The sequence below is a fragment of the Acinetobacter sp. RW6 genome, assembly GCF_041956835.1.
GTDB classification, from domain to species: domain Bacteria; phylum Pseudomonadota; class Gammaproteobacteria; order Pseudomonadales; family Moraxellaceae; genus Acinetobacter; species Acinetobacter calcoaceticus.
Map to the genome: position 1 here is coordinate 3,893,118 of NZ_CP167121.1, position 20,041 is coordinate 3,913,158.

The 20,041-nt window shown below is 40.4% G+C and carries 27 protein-coding genes; 23 read left to right on the forward strand and 4 right to left on the reverse strand.

The window, feature by feature from the left end:
• Window positions 1-27: 27 nt before the first annotated feature.
• The 18 genes from rplN (at window position 28) to ACB088_RS18540 (ending at window position 10,138) form a co-directional block, all read left to right on the forward strand.
• A complete protein-coding gene (rplN, locus tag ACB088_RS18455) occupies window positions 28-396 on the forward strand; it encodes a 50S ribosomal protein L14 (protein WP_001982634.1) in 369 nt (122 codons plus the stop codon).
• 9 nt (window positions 397-405) lie between these two features.
• Entirely contained in the window at window positions 406-723 is a 318-nt protein-coding gene (rplX, locus tag ACB088_RS18460) for a 50S ribosomal protein L24 (protein ID WP_002116820.1), read from the forward strand.
• Window positions 724-738: 15 nt separating this feature from the next.
• Entirely contained in the window at window positions 739-1,275 is a 537-nt protein-coding gene (gene rplE / locus ACB088_RS18465; protein WP_003653658.1) for a 50S ribosomal protein L5, read from the forward strand.
• A 9-nt stretch (window positions 1,276-1,284) separates the two neighbouring features.
• Window positions 1,285-1,590 carry a 30S ribosomal protein S14 gene (rpsN, locus tag ACB088_RS18470; protein ID WP_003653657.1) on the forward strand — a complete coding sequence of 102 codons (306 nt, stop codon included), beginning with the start codon at window positions 1,285-1,287 and terminating at the stop codon, window positions 1,588-1,590.
• 11 nt (window positions 1,591-1,601) lie between these two features.
• Window positions 1,602-1,997: a 30S ribosomal protein S8 gene (rpsH, locus tag ACB088_RS18475; RefSeq protein ID WP_003653656.1), complete on the forward strand. Its 396-nt coding sequence runs from the start codon at window positions 1,602-1,604 to the stop codon at window positions 1,995-1,997.
• 13 nt (window positions 1,998-2,010) lie between these two features.
• Window positions 2,011-2,544 carry a 50S ribosomal protein L6 gene (gene rplF / locus ACB088_RS18480; protein ID WP_003653655.1) on the forward strand — a complete coding sequence of 178 codons (534 nt, stop codon included), beginning with the start codon at window positions 2,011-2,013 and terminating at the stop codon, window positions 2,542-2,544.
• A 14-nt stretch (window positions 2,545-2,558) separates the two neighbouring features.
• Complete coding sequence (gene rplR, locus ACB088_RS18485; RefSeq protein ID WP_003653654.1) at window positions 2,559-2,909, forward strand: 50S ribosomal protein L18; 351 nt, start codon at window positions 2,559-2,561, stop codon at window positions 2,907-2,909.
• Window positions 2,910-2,911: 2 nt separating this feature from the next.
• The gene (gene rpsE / locus ACB088_RS18490) at window positions 2,912-3,409 is read left to right on the forward strand and encodes a 30S ribosomal protein S5 (RefSeq protein ID WP_003653653.1); all 498 of its coding nucleotides are present in this window, start codon (window positions 2,912-2,914) and stop codon (window positions 3,407-3,409) included.
• Between the two features lie 6 nt (window positions 3,410-3,415).
• Window positions 3,416-3,592, forward strand: a complete 177-nt coding sequence (rpmD, locus tag ACB088_RS18495) for a 50S ribosomal protein L30 (RefSeq protein ID WP_003653652.1) — start codon at window positions 3,416-3,418, stop codon at window positions 3,590-3,592.
• A gap of 3 nt (window positions 3,593-3,595) precedes the next feature.
• Complete coding sequence (rplO, locus tag ACB088_RS18500; protein ID WP_003653650.1) at window positions 3,596-4,036, forward strand: 50S ribosomal protein L15; 441 nt, start codon at window positions 3,596-3,598, stop codon at window positions 4,034-4,036.
• A 45-nt stretch (window positions 4,037-4,081) separates the two neighbouring features.
• Window positions 4,082-5,401 carry a preprotein translocase subunit SecY gene (secY, locus tag ACB088_RS18505; RefSeq protein WP_170834093.1) on the forward strand — a complete coding sequence of 440 codons (1,320 nt, stop codon included), beginning with the start codon at window positions 4,082-4,084 and terminating at the stop codon, window positions 5,399-5,401.
• Window positions 5,402-5,421: 20 nt separating this feature from the next.
• Window positions 5,422-5,538 carry a 50S ribosomal protein L36 gene (gene rpmJ, locus ACB088_RS18510; protein WP_000867907.1) on the forward strand — a complete coding sequence of 39 codons (117 nt, stop codon included), beginning with the start codon at window positions 5,422-5,424 and terminating at the stop codon, window positions 5,536-5,538.
• A gap of 105 nt (window positions 5,539-5,643) precedes the next feature.
• Complete coding sequence (gene rpsM / locus ACB088_RS18515; protein ID WP_003653646.1) at window positions 5,644-6,000, forward strand: 30S ribosomal protein S13; 357 nt, start codon at window positions 5,644-5,646, stop codon at window positions 5,998-6,000.
• A 19-nt stretch (window positions 6,001-6,019) separates the two neighbouring features.
• Window positions 6,020-6,406 carry a 30S ribosomal protein S11 gene (rpsK, locus tag ACB088_RS18520; protein WP_001040166.1) on the forward strand — a complete coding sequence of 129 codons (387 nt, stop codon included), beginning with the start codon at window positions 6,020-6,022 and terminating at the stop codon, window positions 6,404-6,406.
• Window positions 6,407-6,418: 12 nt separating this feature from the next.
• Window positions 6,419-7,045 (forward strand): 30S ribosomal protein S4, encoded by a 627-nt coding sequence (rpsD, locus tag ACB088_RS18525; RefSeq protein WP_003653643.1) that lies wholly within the window; start codon window positions 6,419-6,421, stop codon window positions 7,043-7,045.
• 17 nt (window positions 7,046-7,062) lie between these two features.
• Complete coding sequence (locus ACB088_RS18530) at window positions 7,063-8,070, forward strand: DNA-directed RNA polymerase subunit alpha (RefSeq protein ID WP_003653641.1); 1,008 nt, start codon at window positions 7,063-7,065, stop codon at window positions 8,068-8,070.
• An 18-nt stretch (window positions 8,071-8,088) separates the two neighbouring features.
• A complete protein-coding gene (gene rplQ / locus ACB088_RS18535; RefSeq protein WP_375037659.1) occupies window positions 8,089-8,466 on the forward strand; it encodes a 50S ribosomal protein L17 in 378 nt (125 codons plus the stop codon).
• A gap of 181 nt (window positions 8,467-8,647) precedes the next feature.
• Entirely contained in the window at window positions 8,648-10,138 is a 1,491-nt protein-coding gene (locus ACB088_RS18540) for a flavin-containing monooxygenase (RefSeq protein WP_375037660.1), read from the forward strand.
• A 51-nt stretch (window positions 10,139-10,189) separates the two neighbouring features.
• Here ACB088_RS18540 and ACB088_RS18545 read toward each other — a convergent pair whose 3' ends face one another.
• Window positions 10,190-11,362, reverse strand: a complete 1,173-nt coding sequence (locus ACB088_RS18545) for an acyl-CoA dehydrogenase family protein (protein ID WP_017388309.1) — start codon at window positions 11,360-11,362, stop codon at window positions 10,190-10,192.
• 189 nt (window positions 11,363-11,551) lie between these two features.
• Between ACB088_RS18545 and ACB088_RS18550 the strand changes: the two genes are divergently transcribed.
• The 5 genes from ACB088_RS18550 to ACB088_RS18570 all read left to right on the forward strand — a co-directional run bounded on the left by ACB088_RS18550 (window position 11,552) and on the right by ACB088_RS18570 (window position 17,097).
• Window positions 11,552-11,809, forward strand: a complete 258-nt coding sequence (locus ACB088_RS18550) for a succinate dehydrogenase assembly factor 2 (RefSeq protein WP_017388310.1) — start codon at window positions 11,552-11,554, stop codon at window positions 11,807-11,809.
• Between the two features lie 6 nt (window positions 11,810-11,815).
• A complete protein-coding gene (locus tag ACB088_RS18555) occupies window positions 11,816-12,205 on the forward strand; it encodes a hypothetical protein (RefSeq protein ID WP_375037661.1) in 390 nt (129 codons plus the stop codon).
• A 770-nt stretch (window positions 12,206-12,975) separates the two neighbouring features.
• Window positions 12,976-14,064, forward strand: a complete 1,089-nt coding sequence (locus ACB088_RS18560) for a hypothetical protein (protein WP_375037662.1) — start codon at window positions 12,976-12,978, stop codon at window positions 14,062-14,064.
• A gap of 83 nt (window positions 14,065-14,147) precedes the next feature.
• Window positions 14,148-14,723, forward strand: coding sequence for a rhombosortase (gene rrtA / locus ACB088_RS18565; protein WP_003653628.1), 576 nt, complete (start codon window positions 14,148-14,150; stop codon window positions 14,721-14,723).
• A gap of 178 nt (window positions 14,724-14,901) precedes the next feature.
• Complete coding sequence (locus tag ACB088_RS18570; protein ID WP_281836256.1) at window positions 14,902-17,097, forward strand: TRAP transporter large permease subunit; 2,196 nt, start codon at window positions 14,902-14,904, stop codon at window positions 17,095-17,097.
• Window positions 17,098-17,258: 161 nt separating this feature from the next.
• Here ACB088_RS18570 and ACB088_RS18575 read toward each other — a convergent pair whose 3' ends face one another.
• The 3 genes from ACB088_RS18575 to ACB088_RS18585 are packed head-to-tail and all read right to left on the reverse strand — an operon-like array spanning window position 17,259 to window position 20,000.
• Window positions 17,259-17,684: a hypothetical protein gene (locus ACB088_RS18575; RefSeq protein ID WP_092710319.1), complete on the reverse strand. Its 426-nt coding sequence runs from the start codon at window positions 17,682-17,684 to the stop codon at window positions 17,259-17,261.
• 11 nt (window positions 17,685-17,695) lie between these two features.
• Window positions 17,696-17,905: a YheV family putative zinc ribbon protein gene (locus ACB088_RS18580; RefSeq protein ID WP_004639498.1), complete on the reverse strand. Its 210-nt coding sequence runs from the start codon at window positions 17,903-17,905 to the stop codon at window positions 17,696-17,698.
• A gap of 40 nt (window positions 17,906-17,945) precedes the next feature.
• Window positions 17,946-20,000 (reverse strand): M3 family metallopeptidase, encoded by a 2,055-nt coding sequence (locus ACB088_RS18585; protein WP_375037663.1) that lies wholly within the window; start codon window positions 19,998-20,000, stop codon window positions 17,946-17,948.
• Between the last annotated feature and the right edge of the window lie 41 nt (window positions 20,001-20,041).

Sequence of the window (20,041 nt, forward strand, 5' to 3'; positions counted from 1 at the left end):
GGTGATGCTCGGTTTTGGAGTAGGGCAATGATTCAAACCGAAACTATGCTCGACGTAGCAGACAACAGTGGTGCTCGCCGCGTACAATGTATTAAAGTACTTGGTGGTTCACATCGTCGTTATGCTTCTGTTGGCGACATTATTAAAGTTACTGTAAAAGAAGCAATCCCACGCGCACGTGTTAAAAAAGGTGACGTGATGAATGCGGTTGTAGTTCGTACTAAATTCGGCATTCGTCGTCCAGATGGTTCTGTGATCCGTTTTGATGATAATGCTGCAGTTATCCTGAACAACAACAAAGCTCCGATTGCTACTCGTATCTTCGGACCAGTGACTCGTGAACTTCGTACTGAACAGTTCATGAAAATCATTTCATTGGCTCCTGAAGTTCTATAAGAGGCAATCATGGCTAAGATTAAAAAAGGCGATCAAGTTATTGTGATCGCAGGTAAAGAAAAAGGCAAACAGGGTACTGTATTGTCTGTTTCTGAAGACCGCGTTAAGGTTGAAGGCCTTAACTTAGTGAAGAAGCATCAAAAGCCGAATCGTGTAACTGGCGCTGAAGGCGGTATTGTTACTCAAGAAGCTTCGCTTCATATTTCAAACGTGGCAATTTTAAATGCTACAACCCAGAAGGCTGACCGTGTTGGTTACCAAGTGATTGATGGCGTGAAAACTCGCGTTTATAAATCAAATGGTGAATCAGTGGCGGTAGCGAAGTAATAGGTTGAAAAGGCGATGGCCAGACTTAAAGCACGTTACAATGATGAACTTAAAGCCAAGTTAAAAGAAGAACTTAGCGTTAAGAACGTGATGGAAATTCCACGCATCACAAAAATCACCCTAAACATGGGTGTAGGCGCAGCTGCAACTGATAAGAAATTATTAGATGGTGCTGTAGTCGACATGCAACTAATTGCTGGTCAAAAACCAGTAATTACACTTGCTCGTAAATCTATCGCAGGTTTTAAAATCCGTGATGGGTGGCCGATTGGTTGTAAAGTTACTTTACGTGGCGACCAAATGTACGAATTCTTGGATCGTTTGATCTCAATCGCAATCCCTCGTATCCGTGACTTCCGTGGTTTCTCTTCGAAATCATTTGATGGTCGTGGTAACTACTCAATGGGTTTGAAAGAGCAAATCGTTTTCCCTGAAATCGATTTCGATAAGATTGATCGTATTCGTGGTATGGATATTACTATTACTACGACTGCTCGCACCGATGACGAAGGCCGTGCGCTTATGCGTGCATTCGGCTTCCCGTTCAAATAAGAGGTCGATATGGCTAAGAAAGGTATGATTAATCGCGAATTGAAACGCGAAAAAACAGTTGCTAAATACGCTGCAAAACGTGCTGAATTAAAAGCTACAATTGCAAATGTAAACGCAACTGAAGAAGAGCGTTTCGAAGCGACGTTAAAGTTACAAGCATTGCCACGTAATGCATCTCCGGTACGTCTTCGTAACCGTTGTGGTTTAACTGGTCGTCCTCATGGTTACTTCCGTAAGTTCGGTTTAAGCCGTAACAAATTACGTGACACAGTAATGCAGGGTGATGTACCAGGCGTTGTTAAGGCAAGCTGGTAAGGAGCGACTAAATGAGTATGCAAGATACCGTTGCCGACATGCTAACACGTGTTCGTAACGCACAAATGGCTAAGAAACAAACTGTTTCTATGCCTTCTTCTAAGTTGAAAGTTGCAATTGCAAACGTTCTTCAACAAGAAGGTTATGTTTCAAATGTAGAAGTTGCTCAAGAAGAGACAAAATCTACTTTGACAATTACTTTAAAATATTTCGAAGGCAAACCAGTTATCGAAGTGGTTAAGCGCGTAAGCCGTCCAGGTCTTCGCCAATACCGCGGTAAAGATAAACTTCCAAGCGTTAAGCAAGGTTTAGGTATTGCAATTGTTTCTACAAGCAAAGGCATCATGACTGATCGCGCTGCACGTGCTGCGGGCGTTGGTGGTGAAGTTATTGCTTTTGTTTCTTAATAGGTGATTCCTCATGTCTCGTGTGGCTAAAGCCCCAGTAACTGTACCGAATGGTGTAACAGTTACTCAGAACGGCCGGCAGGTCGAAGTGAAAGGCAGCAAAGGTACGTTGTCTTTCAACCTGCATGCGCTGGTCGAGCTAAAACAGGAAGAAGGTAAACTTCAACTTGCTCCAGTTAAAGAATCGAAAGATGCTTGGATGCAAGCTGGTACTGCTCGCGCTGTATTGAATAACCTTGTAAAAGGGGTTAGTGAAGGCTTCGAACGTAAGTTGCAGCTAGTTGGTGTTGGTTATAAAGCTGCGGTTAAGGGTACTGTTGTAAACCTTAACCTTGGTTTTTCGCACCCAATTGACTACGCTTTACCTGAAAGTGTAACAGCGGAAACTCCAACTGCAACTGAAATCATTTTGAAATCAGCAAACAAGCAGTTGTTAGGTCAAGTAGCGGCAGAAATCCGTGCGTATCGTTCTCCTGAACCATATAAAGGTAAAGGTGTTCGTTATTCGGATGAAGTCATTCTTCGTAAAGAAGCTAAGAAGAAATAAGGCGCGAGGTTCTTATGAACGAAAAGAAACAAACCCGTTTGCGTCGTGCGAAAAGCACACGCTTGCACATCCGTGCATTGGGTGCGACTCGTTTGTGTGTAAACCGCACTCCGCGTCACATCTATGCTCAAGTTATTTCAGCAGATGGTGGCAAAGTTTTAGCACAAGCTTCAACTTTGGATGCATCTTTACGTAGCGGTACTACAGGTAATGTAGATGCGGCTACTAAAGTAGGTGCTTTAATCGCAGAGCGCGCGAAAGCAGCTGGTGTAACTAAAGTTGCATTTGACCGTTCTGGTTTTAAATATCATGGTCGTATCAAAGCCTTGGCTGATGCTGCTCGTGAAAACGGCTTGGAGTTCTAATCATGGCTAAAGTTGAACAAAACGAAGGTCTTGTTGAAAAGCTGGTTGCCGTTGATCGTGTAGCCAAAGTTGTTAAGGGCGGTCGTATCTTCTCTTTCACAGCATTAACTGTTGTGGGTGATGGTAATGGTCGTGTTGGTTTTGGTCGTGGTAAAGCACGTGAAGTTCCAGCTGCTATTTCTAAAGCACTTGAAGCTGCACGTCGCAACATGATTACTGTAGACCTTGCAGGTACTACTTTACAACACCCTGTGAATGCTCGTCATGGTGCAAGCCGTGTATACATGCAACCTGCTTCTGAAGGTACTGGCGTAATCGCTGGTGGCGCAATGCGTGCCGTTCTAGAAGCTGCAGGCGTGCATAACGTACTTGCTAAATGTTATGGTTCTACTAATGCTGCTAACGTAGTAAACGCAACTTTCAAAGGTTTGCGTGATATGACTTCTCCTGAGAAAGTCGCTGCGAAACGTGGTAAATCAGTAGCAGAAATTCAAGGGTAATCAATCATGAAAACGATTAAAGTTACCCAGACTAAATCTTCTTCACATCGCTTGAAAAATCACAAGCTTTGCTTACAAGGTTTAGGTCTGCGTCGTATTGGTCATACTGTAGAAGTGCAAGATACGCCTTCTAACCGCGGTATGGTCAACAAAGTCTACTATATGGTTAGTGTAGAGGAATAAGCCATGACTCTGCGTTTAAATGAGCTTGCGCCTGCAGAAGGTGCAAAACGTGAAAACCGTCGTTTAGGCCGTGGTATCGGTTCTGGCGTTGGTAAGACCGGTGGCCGTGGTGTCAAAGGTCAAAAATCACGTAAAAGTGGTGGCGTTCGTCCAGGCTTTGAAGGTGGTCAAACAGCGATTTATCGTCGTTTACCTAAATTCGGTTTCACTAGCCAAATCGCTTTAAAAACTGCTGAAGTACGTTTATCTGAGTTAAGCAAAGTTGAAGGCGACATCGTTAGCCTAGAAACTTTGAAAGCTGCGAATGTTGTTCGTCGTGACCAAATTCGTGCTCGTATCGTACTTTCTGGTGAAATCACTCGTGCATTCACTGTTCAAGGTGTTGCATTGACTAAAGGCGCTAAGGCTGCAATTGAAGCAGCCGGCGGCAAAGTCGAGGAGTAATCTCGAGTGTCTATGTCTCCTAGTTCTTCAGGTCATGTCAACATGATGAAAGGTCAGCCATTTCATGTGAAATATCGTGAAATTATTCGCCGGATGAGTTTTCTAATCGGTGCATTGCTGGTCTTTCGACTAGGAGCGCATATTCCAGTACCAGGCATTAATAATGCTGCGTTAGAAAATTTATTTCATGCGAACCAAGGAACTATTCTTGGGCTATTCAATATGTTTTCTGGCGGTGCTTTAGAGCGAATGTCTATTCTTGCTTTAGGAATTATGCCTTACATTTCTGCATCAATTATTGTGCAGTTAATGTCTACGGTAATTCCTTCACTAGAATCCTTGAAAAAGGAAGGTGAGCAAGGTAAGCGTAAAATTAATCAATATACGCGTCAGGGTACATTATTGCTTGCAGTGGTTCAGGCAGTTGGTATGTGCGCAGGTTTGATTGGTCAGGGTATTACTCTGTCAGTTGGTCTTGAGTTTTATATACCAGCAGTTACATCACTTGTCGCTGGAACTATGTTCTTAATGTGGCTAGGTGAACAAATCACTGAAAGAGGTATTGGTAACGGTATCTCAATGATTATTTTTGCTGGTATTGTTTCTGGTTTGCCTAAATTAATTATGCAATCAGTTTCATCAGTAGATAATGGTCAGACAAGTTTAATTGGTCTTGTGATCTTTGGTCTTTTGTCTTTAGGTGTGTTGGCTGCCATTGTGTTTATTGAAAAAGCACAACGTCGTATTCCAGTAAACTATGCACAAAAGCAGCAAGGTCGTCGTATATTTACGGCACAGCAGACACATTTACCATTGAAAATTAATATGGCTGGTGTGATTCCTGCGATTTTTGCAAGTTCTTTACTATTGTTCCCAGCGAGTCTTGGTCAATGGGTAGGAAGTGCAGATGCAAATGCTGGATTAATTAAGCGTAGCTTACAAGATTTAGCTTTAGTATTGTCGCCTGGACAGCCTTTGTATTTGGTGCTCTTTGGTGCGTTAATTATCTTTTTCTGTTACTTTTATACGGCTTTAGTATTTAGCCCTAAGGAAGTATCAGAAAATCTAAAACGCAGCGGAGCTTATGTGCCTGGTATTCGCCCAGGTGAGCAAACTGCTCGTTACTTAGATCATATTCTTAATCGTTTGACGTTTATTGGTGCGATTTATATTACGGTCATTTGTTTAATGCCAATGATTCTACAAAGTTCTTTTGGGATCCCATTCTCTTTGGGTGGTACATCATTACTAATCGTAGTTGTCGTTGTTATGGACTTTATGGCTCAGCTACAAGCGCACTTAACATCTCATCAATATGATAATCAAACATTAATGAGAAAAACGACTGCTCATCCTAAGGGATAAGCGCACTTAGAGGTTTCATCATGAAAGTACAAGCTTCTGTAAAGAAAATTTGTGGTAGCTGTAAAGTTATCCGTCGTAATGGGGTTATTCGCGTAATTTGTAGCGCAGAACCTCGTCATAAGCAGCGTCAAGGTTAATCTAATCAAGACCTGTTGATTTCAGTAGGCGAATTGGGTTAATATCCGCCCCTCAAGATTTTGTGGGGCGGTTGATTATCTCTACTGCCTTTTTGGAGAAAGTGAATGGCTCGTATTGCCGGTGTAAACATTCCGGATAACAAGCATGCTGTTATCTCCCTCACTTACATCTTTGGTGTCGGTCGCCATACTGCTAAGAATATCTTAACTGCAGTTGGTATTACTGAAACTACTAAGATCCGTGAGTTGGACGATGCTCAGCTTGATGCGATTCGTGCAGAAGTTGCTAAGGTTCCTACCGAAGGTGACTTACGTCGCGAAATTTCCATGAACATTAAACGTTTAATGGATTTGGGTTGCTACCGCGGCCTTCGCCATCGTCGCAGCTTGCCTGTCCGTGGTCAACGCACCAAAACTAACGCACGTACCCGTAAAGGTCCGCGCAAACCGATTAAAAAGTAAGATTTCTGGAAGCTAAAAGATGGCTAAAGATACTCGCACACGCAAGAAGGTCACCCGTACCGTCTCTGAAGGTGTTGCACACATTCACGCGTCTTTTAATAACACCATTGTTACGATTACTGATCGTCAAGGTAATGCATTGGCTTGGGCCACCTCTGGTGGACAAGGCTTCCGTGGTTCACGTAAATCAACTCCGTTTGCTGCTCAGGTAGCTGCTGAAGTTGCTGGTAAAGCAGCTTTAGATTACGGTTTGAAAAATCTGGATGTCCTTGTAAAAGGTCCTGGTCCAGGTCGTGAGTCTGCGGTTCGTGCATTAGGCGCAGTGGGTTATAAAATTAACAGCATTACCGATGTGACGCCAATTCCTCACAACGGTTGCCGTCCACCTAAAAAACGTCGCGTGTAAGGAGAAACATTCATGGCTCGTTATATTGGTCCAAAATGCAAACTCTCTCGCCGCGAAGGGACAGACCTGCAACTTAAATCTGGCGTTAAACCTTTTGACGTCAAAACTAAAAAAGCTAACAAAGCACCTGGTCAACATGGTCAGGCACGCGGTGGTAAGCAATCTGAGTATTCACTACAATTACGTGAAAAACAAAAAGTCCGTCGTATTTACGGTGTGTTAGAACGTCAATTTAGTAACTACTATAAAGAAGCAGCTCGTGTTAAAGGCGCAACAGGTGAGAACTTGTTGAAATTGCTTGAAAGCCGTCTTGATAACGTTGTTTATCGCATGGGTTTTGGTTCTACACGTGCAGAAGCTCGTCAGTTAGTAAGTCACCGTAGCATTACTTTGAATGGTCGTCGTGTAAACATCGCATCTATTCAAGTTAAAGCTGGTGATGTAATTGCGGTTCACGAAGGTGCTAAACAACAATTGCGTATTAAAAACGCGATTGAGTTAGCTGCACAACGTGGTATTCCAGCTTGGATGGATGTTGATCATTCTAAGCTTGAAGGTACGTTTAAAGCTGCACCAGATCGTGCTGATTTACCTGCTGAAATCAATGAAAGCTTGATTGTAGAATTGTATTCTAAATAATCCTTGAGGTAGCAATAATGACGCGTACTGCAAACGAGTTTCTAACTCCGCAAGCGATCAAGGTCGAAGCGGTTAGCGGGACCTCGGCAAAAGTGATTCTAGAACCTTTAGAGCGTGGTTTTGGCCACACTCTAGGTAATGCTTTACGTCGCATTCTATTGTCTTCTTTACCTGGCGCTGCTGTGGTTGAAGTTGAGATAGAAGGTGTCGAGCACGAGTACAGTACTTTAGAAGGCTTGCAGCAGGACATCGTCGAGCTCTTGCTGAACCTAAAAGGATTGTCTATTAAGCTGTTCGATCAAAATGAAGCATATTTAACATTAGAGAAACAAGGTCCTGGCGAAATTACTGCTGCTGACCTTCGTTTACCTCATAATGTTGAAGTGGTTAATCCAGAACATTTAATAGGTACTTTGAGTGCTTCAGGCTCATTAAAAATGCGCTTGAAGGTTGCTCAAGGTCGTGGTTATGAAACATCTGATTCTCGTTTCCCTGAAGGTGAAACACGTCCTGTTGGTCGTTTGCAATTAGATGCTTCTTATAGCCCGATTAAGCGTGTTTCTTACACCGTTGAAAATGCGCGTGTAGAACAACGTACCGATTTAGATAAACTGGTAATCGACCTCGAGACAAATGGAACGGTTGATCCTGAAGAAGCAATCCGTAAAGCGGCAACAATCTTGCAACAACAAATTGCAATTTTTGTTGATCTTCAGAAAGACCAAACTCCAGTTGCTCAAGAGCCTCGTGAAGAAGTTGACCCAATCTTGCTTCGCCCAGTAGATGATCTAGAGCTTACTGTTCGTTCTGCTAACTGTTTGAAAGCAGAAAATATTTACTACATTGGTGATCTTGTTCAACGTACTGAAGTTGAGTTGTTAAAAACTCCTAACCTTGGTAAAAAATCGTTAACAGAGATCAAAGATGTTTTGGCATCGAAAGGCTTACAACTCGGTATGCGTCTTGAAAACTGGCCACCAGCTAGTCTTCGTATGGACGACCGTTTTGCCTATCGTAGCCGTTAATTAAGTAGGACTATCACCATGCGTCATCGTAATAGTGGTGTGAAATTAGGCCGTACAAGCAGCCATCGTAAAGCGATGTTCCAAAACTTGGCTAATTCTTTATTTGAACACGAGTTGATCAAAACAACTGTGCCTAAAGCTAAAGAATTACGTCGTGTTGCTGAGCCTTTAATCACTCTAGCAAAAAACGATACTGTAGCAAATCGTCGTTTAGCATTTGCTCGTACTCGTAATGCTGCAACTGTAGGTAAATTATTTACCGTACTCGGCCCTCGTTACAAAGAACGTAACGGCGGTTATCTACGTGTTCTTAAAGCGGGCTTCCGTGCTGGTGATGCAGCGCCGATGGCTTACGTTGAGCTTGTAGATCGTGAAGTGGACACTTCAGCTGAATAATTGATTTTATTCAAAAAAGACCGGTTTTATGCCGGTCTTTTTTATTTTTGTTAATTAATAAAATTATAAAAATGTCCTCAAGTGACATAAAAAAACGGATAAACGGTCAAACTTGACATTGTGTATTGTCAAAATTGTGCTTTAATAAACTTATATTCTCAACAATGGGTATAAAAATAAAATGGAAAAGCAAGTTGATATTTTAATCATTGGCGCAGGTATCTCAGGAATTGGAATTGCTGCCCATTTATCAAAAAATTCTCCACAACGCCAATTTGAAATTTTAGAGCGTCGTGAATCTTTTGGTGGAACATGGGATCTTTTCCGTTATCCAGGCATTCGCTCAGACTCAGATATGTCCACATTTGGTTTTAATTTTAAACCATGGTGTAAAGCGAATGTATTAGCTGATGGTGCTTCTATTAAAGGGTATTTAGGCGAAGTAATTGATGAATATAAATTAAAAGAAAAAATTCACTTTGGTCATCGTGTGCTTTCTGCTAATTATGATTCTGAATCAAAGAAATGGCAGGTTGTAATTGAAGATGGTAAGAAAAAACAACAGACTTGGATTGCTAATTTTGTTGTAGGTTGTACAGGTTATTATAATTATGATCAGGGATATGCTCCTTCTTTCCCAAATCAAGAAGCTTTTAAAGGGCAGCTTATTCACCCACAGCATTGGCCTGAAAACTTAGATTATACAGGTAAAAAAGTCGTTATTATTGGTAGTGGCGCAACTGCAATTACTTTAGTACCGGCAATGGCTAAAGGTGGTGCTGGTCATGTAACTATGTTGCAGCGTTCACCAACGTATATTGCTAGTGTGCCGTCTATCGACTTCGTTTATGAAAAAACGCGTAAATTTATGTCTGAAGAAACAGCTTATAAATTTACGCGCGCACGTAATATTGGTATGCAGCGCGCTATTTATGCGTTATCGCAGAAACATCCAAAGACTGTACGTCGTTTACTCTTAAAAGCAATTGAAGTGCAGTTGAAGGGTAAGGTAGATATGAAGCATTTTACACCTTCATATAACCCTTGGGATCAACGTTTGTGTGTGGTACCTGATGGCGATTTGTTTAAAATTTTGCGTGAAGGTAAAGCAAGCGTAGAAACTGATCAGATTGAGAAATTTACCGAAAAAGGTATTCTACTTAAATCTGGTAAACACCTTGATGCTGATATTATTGTTTCTGCAACAGGTTTACAAGTTCAGATTATGGGTGGTGTTCAGGCGACTATTGATGGGAAGGCAGTTAATTCATCTGAGCATATGCTTTATAACGGTGTGATGTTAAGTGATGTACCAAACATGGCTATGATTATTGGTTATGTAAATGCATCGTGGACCCTTAAAGTTGATATCGCTGCGGAATATATTTGTCGCTTGCTAAATTATATGGATAAAAATCACTATGATGAAGTGATTCCATCAGGTGATAAAACTGAAATGGAAGAAGATACTGTAATGGGTAAATTGTCTTCAGGTTATATTAGCCGTGCGGCACATGAACTTCCAAAACAGGGTAAGCATGCTCCATGGCAAGTAACTAATAACTATTTAGAAGATAGAAAGTCGCTGAAAAATTCAAAATTTGAAGATGGCGTTCTAAATTTTCATAAACGTTCAGAAACTAATGAGCGTAAGCCAAAATTAGTATCTTAATAGATTTTAGATATAGAAAAGGGGCGTAATGCCCCTTTTCTTATGAAGGTATTAAAGTGTTCTTGAAATTAACTCTTTCATGATTTCATTGGTACCTGCATAAATTCGATTTGCTCGGTGGTCTATATAGGCACGTGCAATTGGATATTCAAGCATGTAACCATAACCACCATGTAATTGAAGACACTCATCTACAATTTTTGAGAACATGTCTGAAATTTTATATTTAGCAGCTGCGGCAGCTTCTACACTTAATTTTTCTTCAAGTTGTAATTCCATACAACGATCTAAATAAGTACGGCAGAAATCTATTTCTGTTCTCAGTTCAGCAAGTTTAAAACGCGTATTTTGAAAAGCACCAATATGTTTGCCAAATGCTTTACGGTCTTTTGTGTATTGAACCGTATGTGCAAATGCAGCTTCAGCTCCTGCCTGACAAATAATAGCAACTAGCATTCGTTCCCAAGCTAACTCTTTCATGAGCATGATAAAACCCATGCCTTCCATACCTAAAAGATTTTCTTTAGGAACACGAACATTATCGAAAAACAATTCGCACGTATCTTGGCCTTTCATTCCAATTTTATTCAGAGGCTTACCTTTGCTAAAGCCAGCTCTGTCTGCTTCAACAATGATGAGTGATAAGTTCGCTGAACCTTTGTCGTTATTACCCGTTTTACAAACGACTACGACCATGTCACATAAGTAGCCATTAGTGATGAAAATCTTTGAACCATTAATGACATAATCATCACCATCAAGAACAGCTGTGGTTCTTACTGCTTGTAAATCAGAACCCGTGCCTGGCTCAGTCATGGCAATAGCTGTGACAACCTCTCCAGTTGCCATCTTCGGTAGCCACTTTTGTTTTTGTTCTTCATTACCAAAGTTGTTCACGTAATTGGCAACAATATCTGAATGCAAAGAAAAGCCAGTACTAGAGTCCATAGCATAAGCTTGTTCTTCGATTAAGATCATACTGTACAAGCGGTCTACTCCAGAACCACCATATTGCTCTGGCATTGTGGTACACAACAGGCCTAATTCTCCAGCCTTATTCCAAAGATCGCGATCAACATGTTGCTGTTTTTCATATTTTTCAATATTGGGAACAACTTCTTTTTCATAGAATTTACGGACTGTTTCGCGGAAGGCCTCATGTTCTTCGTTAAATAATTGTCTCGGTAACATATTTGGAATGGGACGGATAGCACCAGATTGCATTTGTATTTCTTCCTTGGTTCGGGTGTGATGTTATGAACTTAAACATACGGAAGCCTTGCTTATGTAACAATGTGATGAATGCTCAATTATGAGTACAAGATGATAAATTTGGTCAATTTGATATTTTTAGCGATCTTTGGAATGTGATCAGGTAAACTAAGCGCACTATCAACGCAGATGGGGAAATAAATGTCTGACGAAATGACCTTGGAAGAACGTAAAGTAATTTATCGAGCACGCCGCGGCTTAAAAGAAATTGACGTCTATTTTGACCCTTATGTAAAAAACTATTATCTAAAAGCGGATTCGGCAGAGAAGGCCTTATTTGCAGAATTAGTTGAACAAGAAGATCCTGATTTACTCGATTGGTTTATGGAAGTTTCTGAACCTCCACGTACAGAATTACGTGAATTTATTTATAAATTAAAACAGTACGTACATGGCTAAACTGTTTTGATAAAAGAATTAAATTTTGAGCTGAAATATAGTCGTTTCTCGATAATATTTCAGCTTTTTATTGGCTTGAGTTTAGCCATCCTATTTTATCAATTGTTATCACCCATTTGGTGGTTGATTGCTTTCATCCTTTTATCTATTAGTTTTCTATTTTTTTTAAGACAATCACGAATTTCTCAAATTGCATATTTAGACCAAAAATCGTGGTCAATTGCATACTCCTCACAAAAGATAATCTCTCGTGTCGAAATTTCTAAAATAATTGATTATCAGTTGTTTATGGTTATTTATTTTGAGGGGGCATCTATAAAGGTAGCCATAATTTGGTTTGATCAACTTTCTTTGCAGCATTGGAAAAAGCTAAAAGTCTTACAGAAACTTCATTAATTGTTAGACAATTCTACATTTGTATATTTATTTAAAAATTATAAAAAACAATAATTTAATATTTATTTTTTTGCTTGAGTTTAGGATTGTCTAATTAAAAATTAGAAAAAAGCTAAGGAAATACAATTGTCTGACAATTTCACCTATGGGTATCTAGTTGATCGGTTAAAGTACAAACACCAACGTAAAGTGTGTCGGAGGTCTCAAAATGGAGATGCCAACATGGTCGTTCTTGGTCATTGCCATCATTTTGGCAGTGGTGATTGGAAGAGCAGGAACTTTACTCAGGGAATATCTTAACAAAGTTAATTTTAGCAAAGTTAAGAGACAGAGGATGCAACGTCGTCGATCAGTCAATTATTAAATTGGTTAGTCGATTAATTTCATCAAGTGTCCAGTTTATAACTGGGTGCGATTGTAGTAAAGGAGGTCTCTCATGGAGATTTCAATGTGGATGTTTCTGTTAATTGCAGTGCTTATGGCTGTGGTAGTAGGAAGAGCAGGAACTTTACTTAAGGATTATCTAGAACAAAAATAATATAAGCCGTTAAAAGCTTATCTCAGTTAATAAGTAGCATGTGCTGAACCGTCGCAATGCTACTTTTTTTTGCCTAAAATTTCTGTTTTCTGAAAAAACTGTCAATTTTATCTACTGTGAAGTATGTCAAAGTATAAGCGCTACAATTAGAGTAATTACTCTTTTATTCAAGATATGCATCTGCTAATGTACATCTGAAAAGGAAAAAACAAATTACATAGAGGACAGGAAGATGTCTAAAGTCCAAAAAATAAGCCAAGGTTTGGCGGTAAGTTTGCTTGCAGCTTCAGTTTTATCAGGTTGTTCATACGTCGTGAAAACCGGAGCAAATGTTGCTTTAGGTTTTACGGAAAAGCACGTCGTTCCACCTATTTTAGCAATGCAAGATGCTGAAATGGTTTGTAATACGGGTAGTGCATTAACACCTGCAATTATGTCTACCAAAGGTATGGGTGCAGATCCAACTCGTGTTGCTGTATTAATGTATGCCGCATCAGGTGTATGTGCGGAAAACCAAGCGTTAGAACAGGAATTACGTTATTTACGTGCATCAAAAGCAGGTCAAGTAACCGAAGCTCAAGATGCTCGTATTGCTCAGAAACGTTGGGCAGCAATTGCTGCTGAGCGTCAATATACGGGCTATAAATTGTTCGCTGACCGTTGGGAATCTAAATATAAATATCATTTAGGTGATTCTTGTCCAACGATGCGTAGTGATACTGATCAAACTGTATATTTACTAGGAATGATTAGTGGCCTTCAGGCTGTAACCAATGATATTAACTCTGGTGGTGCAGTCAATGTTCCAAAAGATATTGCTGCTATTGTAGAGCGCGGTATGGTTTGTCTAGATAATGAAAAATTCTGGGGCGCACCTAATGCAACACGTGCTGTTATTTGGACCTTACTGCCTGGGGCTGATGAAGGGAAACCTGACCCATATCAAACTTTAAAACAGTCAGTTCAAATTGGTGAACAAAAAGGTGTTCGCCTGTCCCATGCTTTGTATGCGGTAGCTGCCCAAGCAAGTGGTGATGATGTAAAAATCCGTGATGCATTAAGATCATATGCCGCATCTCAAGCTGATGATAAGCCTGTCAATCCGAACTTTAAGTTAATCGATAGTATGGCTGGACTTATTGTACGTGGTATTTCTGACCGTTACTGGACTGAGCATACTGGTGTGCGTACTGGAGATGATGGTATGTCACATTTCTGGGATGATAAAAATGAAGGTGCAGCAGAGTTAGATGAATTGTTTGATGGAGGGACCGCATCTGAAGCTCCTGCAGACTCATCTGCTCCACCAGCAGCGCAGTAAAAATATTTGAAAGGTTAACTTCTTGCGAGACTGTTGTTAAGTTTTACAATGGTAGCAAGAAGTTTAATTTCAAGGAGTGTGCCATGAAGGATCATGTACTGAATCATAAAGTGCTTTTGGTCGCAGTGTGCATTTCTGTGTCTGCCTGTCTACAGGTGTTTCCTGATACATTTATTTATTGGCGTGAAAGCCTACTTGGCGAATTCTGGCGTTTGTGGACAGCGCACTGGGTACACGTTGGGTGGATTCATTTCCTTTTAAATATGATGGCATTCGCCTGTTTGCCTTTTATCTTCCCACATACCAAAGCGTGGCATCTTTTAAGTCTGCTTCTGCTTTTGCCACCGTTCATTAGTCTGGTGTTCTATTTCTATTTGCCTTATATCGAAGCGTATGCAGGGCTGTCTGGTGTGTTACATGGGCTCTATACAGCAGTTGCTTTAGTTTACTTGCAATATCGTAAAGAACGGAATTTTGCTTTTCTGGTTTTAGGATTAATTATTGCAAAACTGATATGGGAAAATACCTTTGGGCAAACAGGAACGGCTCAGTTAATAGGAAGCCCAGTTTTAACTGAAGCTCATCTCTATGGCGCGATTGGTGGCGCAATCTTTGGTGGGTGCTATTGGCTGGTACAGAGATTAAAAAAGAAATATTGACAATACGAACTGTTAAAAAAGTGATTTTAGTCATTCTTTATTAATAAAGTTTGATGCAAATTTGATCGTTGAATAAAGGGATTGGTAGAAGGGGTATGGATTTAACCCCTGACCAAGAAAATTGCATGACTCAAGTCTTTATTTTTTAAGGACTTGAGAGAACAAAATTGGAATATTTATGCAAGAATATCAAGAAAAAAGATCTGGATTAGGTCTGCTGGGTTATATCTGGAACGAATGGATCTCAACATTCGTTATCCTCACTCTGCTATTAATGACTTTAATCATTGGTACCGGGGAAATGATCCACGGACAGTTATTACGTATCGGGGAGCGTCTTTATGGTGACCCTGCTATAGGCATGCAATATTCATTTTTGCGTGCTGAACCTGAAAAGCCGACTTGTGATCGACATCCAAATATCGATGCTCAAGTAAAAGAACAAATGAAAGCGAATGCATCTGATGATTTCTCGAGTTTCTTTGGTGCAGCATCGGAAAGTGATGTCCGTGCATCACTACTCGCTGCGCAGCAACAATGTGACGAGAAATATCAGACATATGACAAGACAATTAAATATATCGAAGCTAACCCAGGGGTGCGTACTTACCGTGCTGTCGAAACAGGTTTCTTTGGTATTTTTAAATTTGGTACAGAGAATCGTGCCATTTTACTCATCTTTATGGTTCTGATTTCTGCGATTACGGCATCGTTAAAATTTCACCATATTGGCTTACGTAATCCGGCAACAAAAATAGATTACAAAGTCTATTCCATCTTTATGGTGATTGGTAATGCCTTACTCAGTACCTCTGTAATCAGTCAGTATCGTTCAGTCATCAATTCTGGTGTGACACCGACCTATGAAACGGTAACTATTTACTGGATATGGATGATTCTATTTGTTGTGCTGACTTTAATTAGTCTTTATCAACTATTTGTTTCACCACCAGCAAAACGTGAAGGCGGTAATATTGGTTTAGCCTTATTAAGTGTGCCTTTATATGCTTACATGGCTTTGATTACCGGTATCGTATTTACATTCTTTATGGATTATCCAATGGGGCAAGGGATTTACCTTGGTTTATTGGTTGAGTTTTCAGGTATTTTCCTAAACCTTGCCTTGTTTATTTGGGCAGGTATGCTCCTAACTCAAACACGTGTTATGGATTTATTCCTTAATGTGCTTCGTCCATGGAATTTGGCACCAGAAACCCTAACATGGTTAATTCTAATTGCAGCTGCGGTACCAACGGCTTATACAGGTGCATCAGGTATTTTCGTTATTGCGGCAGGTGCAATTATTTATAAAGAAGTCTGGAATGCGGGTGCTCGCCGTCAATATGCTTTGGCTGTGTCTGCAATGTCAGGTTCTTTAGGGGTTGTTGTACGTCCATGTCTATTGGTCGTTTTAATTGCTATGCTTGATAGTCGTCATGTAACGTCTGATGAATTGTTTGGTCACGGTATTTATGTATTTTGGCTAACAGCATTTATTTTCTTGGGTGTTTCATTACTATTGGCTGAAGAAAAATTCCGCGTGAATTCACCAAAAGTAGCGATTCCGGGTATGTTGCGTGCCTTTGTACCAGTGATCCCATACATTCTGATTACTGTTGTTGTTCTTGCGATCTATAAATATGCGCTAGACACAGGAATGAATGAATTTACTGCGCCAGTAATTTTGCCATTAGTCCTGATCGCAATGATCTTGTATGACAAATTGGTGTCTACAAAAGAAGCTCCTGCAATCAATATTCATGAAGCAATTGTTCGTGAACATGAGCAAAAATCTCCATTCTTGCAGTCACATGATCCGCATAGTTCTCAATACCGTCTTGGTTTTGGTGGAGCACTTCGTTTTGCAACCTCAGAAACAGTCGGCCATATTGGCGCACTAATTATTTTGATGGCATTGTCTGCAAGTGTAGGTGGTTTAATTGAACGTTCCGAAGTGGTTGAATTATTGCCGACTCATTTAGGCAGTATCTATATATCACTGGCATGTATTGCACTATTGCTTGCCATTATTGGTATGTGTACCGATCCATTTGGTGCTGTAATTTTAGTTGCTGCAACCATTGCGCCTGTGGCATACGAAAATGGTATTCATCCAATTCACTTCTGGATGATTGTATTAGTTGCATTCGAGTTTGGTTATGTAACGCCGCCAGTAGCCTTGAACCATCTACTCACGCGGTTGTCCGTCGGAGATGATGAAGTGAACGCTGCGGATGCGGAAGCGAAAGAGAAATATACAAGCTTCTACTACCGTTATGAGCGCTGGTTACTACCAATTATTGTCTTGTTCTCATCATTGGTATTGGTTACTTATGTGCCATATGTATTTAAGTTATTCGATTGGTATAAATAACTTAAATTAAAGTATCTGTTATACAAAAAGCCCTCCTAAATGGAGGGCTTTTTTGTATTAGAATTCAGTAATTTTTGGAAAAAAGATGACTAAAATTATTTTAATTAAAATAAAAAAGCTAAAGATGAATAACTTTAGCTTTTTAAGTTCCCATTGAAAAACTATTGATGCTTGAGTTGAGCTTCAAGCAATTTAACTTGTTCTTCTTTGAGTTTCGTTAATTGATCTGCATCTGCATGCTGAGCTTTTAATGAACTTTCTTGATCTTGCAACTGACGGTGGATGTCATCGAGTTTAGACACTTCTTCTTTTGCTAAAGATTCTTGAGCAGGTACAGGCTGTTTAAGCACATCTTCATTCACCAGTTGTTGTGAACTCGCAGCCTCTGCTTTCGGTTCAGAAGCTGATGATGGATCAGTGGCTTTAACAGGCGCAGGTGTCGAAACAGGATGAGGATCAACCATTGGTGTGGATGACTCGGTTTTTTTGAAAAACCATTGTGCAGCGAAAAAAAGCACTACGAGAATGCTTAAGCCCCCAATTAAAATCCACAATAGTTTTGAGTTTTGTTTTCTTTGTAGTGGCATCTCTAAGACCTTTAGTCAGGACGACGAGGCTTGAACTGTATTACTCCAACTTCATCAGGTACAGCAGGTGCTTCAGGCTCATCAATATGAGTCGGACGATTTTCGCTATAACCGCATTCGATACATTCAATCCATTCGTCTTCAGCGGTGGTTAGCATGACAATCCGATCTGTTGCTTCACATTTTGGACATTTAGCCCCAGCAATGAAACGTTTTTTCATCTTTATCACCCTAACCACACGATCAATTTAGGCCCATAGTTTAAGCGGTTTTGCTGTCATTCGTCCAACCTTGATGACGTAACAATGCATCAATTTTAGGTTCACGACCACGGAAATTAACAAATGCTTCAAGCGCAGTGTCTTTTCCGCCTACAGCTAAAATCGCCTGACGGAATTCTTTACCCGTTTGAGTATTGAAAATACCTTCATGTTCAAAACGGTCAAATGCATCGCTAGCTAACACTTCTGCCCATTTGTAAGAGTAATAACCTGCTGCATAACCGCCTGCAAAAATATGACTAAAACTATGTTGGAAACGGTTGTATCCGACCGTAGGAACGACAGCATATTGGCTACGTATTTCATTTAAAGTCTGCTGAATTTGCTCACTGTTCAGTGCTGGTGTTTTGGTGTGAATTGTTAAATCAAACAAGGCAAATTCAAGTTGACGTAAAGTCTGCATGCCAGATTGGAAGAAGCGGGCATTTAATAAAGCATCGAGCAATTCTTGCGGTAAGGTCTGTTTACTCTCAATGTGCTCACTTAATACATCTAGACTTTCTTTATCCCAAGACCAGAACTCCATGAACTGACTTGGAAGTTCTACCGCATCCCAAGCAACACCATGAGTACCTGCAACCGAAATGTTATCTACTTCGGTCAGCATGTGATGTAGACCATGTCCAAACTCATGGAATAAGGTGATGACTTCATCATGAGTCAGTAAAGCAGGCTGATCACCTACTGGAGGTGTAAAGTTACATACCATGTAGCAAATTGGTTTTTGCAGACCGTGAAGAGTTTGCATGCGTGAGCGGAAACCGTTCATCCATGCACCACCACGTTTGCCCGTACGTGCATAGATGTCAAAGAAGAATCCACCAATTACTTGGCCTTGGTCTTCTAATTCAAAATAACGTGCATCTGGATGCCAGACGGGTGCTTGTCGCTCAATGATGTTAATACCATATAGGCGCTGCACGATCTGGAATAAGCCCTGAATGACTTTAGGTGCAGGGAAGTAAGGTTTTAACGCTTCTTGAGATAAGTTGAACTGTTGTTGTTTAAGCTTTTCAGAATAATAAGTGGTATCCCAAGGTTGAAGTTCATCTACCCCATCTTGTTTAGCAATATCTCGAAGTTCAGCAACTTCTTGAAGAGCAGGAGCACGTGCATGTTCGGCTAGATCAACCAAAAACTCATGTACTGTTTTTACATCTGGCGCCATCTTGCTTGCAAGAGAATATTCAGCATAGTTATTGAAACCGAGTAGCTTCGCCATTTCTTGACGAAGACTCAAAATTTCTTCCATAATTTTGCTGTTATCAAACTCAGCTTGCTCAGACTGATCAGAAGCACGAGTGACATAGGCTCTGTAAAGCTCTTCACGCAATGAACGGTCATCTGCATAAGTCATAATGGCAAAGTAAGCAGGAAAGTCGAGTGTCGCTACTGCTTGATCTAATTCACGCTGTTTACCGTACTGTTTCAATAACTCAACATTACTTTCTGGAAGGCCTTTTAGCTCAGCTTCTGTAAGGGGTTTAAAGTAAGCTTGTGTTGCATCAAGTACATGATTAGAAAAATCAGAAGAAATTTGTGACAAGCGTGCAGAAATCTCTGCATAACGTTTTTTCTCTTCACCCTCTAAAGCCACACCTGAAAGTTTAAAATCACGTAAGGCAAGGCGAATAGCACTTTGTTGGGCTGGACTAAGAGACGTATAGCCCTGACCATCATGGATATGTTGATACGTTTGATAGAGCGCCGTGTGTTGACCAAGCTGAGTATAGTATTCACTCAACGCTGGTAATAACGATTGATAGACTTCTCTGGTTTCAGCATTGTTCATCACAGCATTTAAATGTGATAAAACACCCCATGATTCACTCAGATTGTTTTCAAGTGTATCGACTTGTTCAAGTACGGCAAGTTGTTGAGCGGTATCGCTAGGTACAACTGTAAGCGTATTTAAAAATTCTTGACCTGCTTGAATCGCTTGTTGGATGTCTTCTTTTAAATTTTCTAATTCAATTTGATCAAAACGCGGAGTTGGTAAGGTCGCTTGTTGAAAAGTCATTGCTGTCAGCCACATTATTTTTTAAACATGGTATTAGATGTAGGTCCTGTCAGGTA

Coding starts and splice junctions, on each gene's coding strand:
- rplN (WP_001982634.1), top strand. CDS start 28: ATGATTCAAACCGAAACTATGCTCGACGTAGCAGACAACAGTGGTGCT.
- rplX (WP_002116820.1), top strand. CDS start 406: ATGGCTAAGATTAAAAAAGGCGATCAAGTTATTGTGATCGCAGGTAAA.
- rplE (WP_003653658.1), top strand. CDS start 739: ATGGCCAGACTTAAAGCACGTTACAATGATGAACTTAAAGCCAAGTTA.
- rpsN (WP_003653657.1), top strand. CDS start 1,285: ATGGCTAAGAAAGGTATGATTAATCGCGAATTGAAACGCGAAAAAACA.
- rpsH (WP_003653656.1), top strand. CDS start 1,602: ATGAGTATGCAAGATACCGTTGCCGACATGCTAACACGTGTTCGTAAC.
- rplF (WP_003653655.1), top strand. CDS start 2,011: ATGTCTCGTGTGGCTAAAGCCCCAGTAACTGTACCGAATGGTGTAACA.
- rplR (WP_003653654.1), top strand. CDS start 2,559: ATGAACGAAAAGAAACAAACCCGTTTGCGTCGTGCGAAAAGCACACGC.
- rpsE (WP_003653653.1), top strand. CDS start 2,912: ATGGCTAAAGTTGAACAAAACGAAGGTCTTGTTGAAAAGCTGGTTGCC.
- rpmD (WP_003653652.1), top strand. CDS start 3,416: ATGAAAACGATTAAAGTTACCCAGACTAAATCTTCTTCACATCGCTTG.
- rplO (WP_003653650.1), top strand. CDS start 3,596: ATGACTCTGCGTTTAAATGAGCTTGCGCCTGCAGAAGGTGCAAAACGT.
- secY (WP_170834093.1), top strand. CDS start 4,082: ATGAAAGGTCAGCCATTTCATGTGAAATATCGTGAAATTATTCGCCGG.
- rpmJ (WP_000867907.1), top strand. CDS start 5,422: ATGAAAGTACAAGCTTCTGTAAAGAAAATTTGTGGTAGCTGTAAAGTT.
- rpsM (WP_003653646.1), top strand. CDS start 5,644: ATGGCTCGTATTGCCGGTGTAAACATTCCGGATAACAAGCATGCTGTT.
- rpsK (WP_001040166.1), top strand. CDS start 6,020: ATGGCTAAAGATACTCGCACACGCAAGAAGGTCACCCGTACCGTCTCT.
- rpsD (WP_003653643.1), top strand. CDS start 6,419: ATGGCTCGTTATATTGGTCCAAAATGCAAACTCTCTCGCCGCGAAGGG.
- ACB088_RS18530 (WP_003653641.1), top strand. CDS start 7,063: ATGACGCGTACTGCAAACGAGTTTCTAACTCCGCAAGCGATCAAGGTC.
- rplQ (WP_375037659.1), top strand. CDS start 8,089: ATGCGTCATCGTAATAGTGGTGTGAAATTAGGCCGTACAAGCAGCCAT.
- ACB088_RS18540 (WP_375037660.1), top strand. CDS start 8,648: ATGGAAAAGCAAGTTGATATTTTAATCATTGGCGCAGGTATCTCAGGA.
- ACB088_RS18545 (WP_017388309.1), bottom strand. CDS start 11,362: ATGCAATCTGGTGCTATCCGTCCCATTCCAAATATGTTACCGAGACAA.
- ACB088_RS18550 (WP_017388310.1), top strand. CDS start 11,552: ATGTCTGACGAAATGACCTTGGAAGAACGTAAAGTAATTTATCGAGCA.
- ACB088_RS18560 (WP_375037662.1), top strand. CDS start 12,976: ATGTCTAAAGTCCAAAAAATAAGCCAAGGTTTGGCGGTAAGTTTGCTT.
- rrtA (WP_003653628.1), top strand. CDS start 14,148: ATGAAGGATCATGTACTGAATCATAAAGTGCTTTTGGTCGCAGTGTGC.
- ACB088_RS18570 (WP_281836256.1), top strand. CDS start 14,902: ATGCAAGAATATCAAGAAAAAAGATCTGGATTAGGTCTGCTGGGTTAT.
- ACB088_RS18575 (WP_092710319.1), bottom strand. CDS start 17,684: ATGCCACTACAAAGAAAACAAAACTCAAAACTATTGTGGATTTTAATT.
- ACB088_RS18580 (WP_004639498.1), bottom strand. CDS start 17,905: ATGAAAAAACGTTTCATTGCTGGGGCTAAATGTCCAAAATGTGAAGCA.
- ACB088_RS18585 (WP_375037663.1), bottom strand. CDS start 20,000: ATGTGGCTGACAGCAATGACTTTTCAACAAGCGACCTTACCAACTCCG.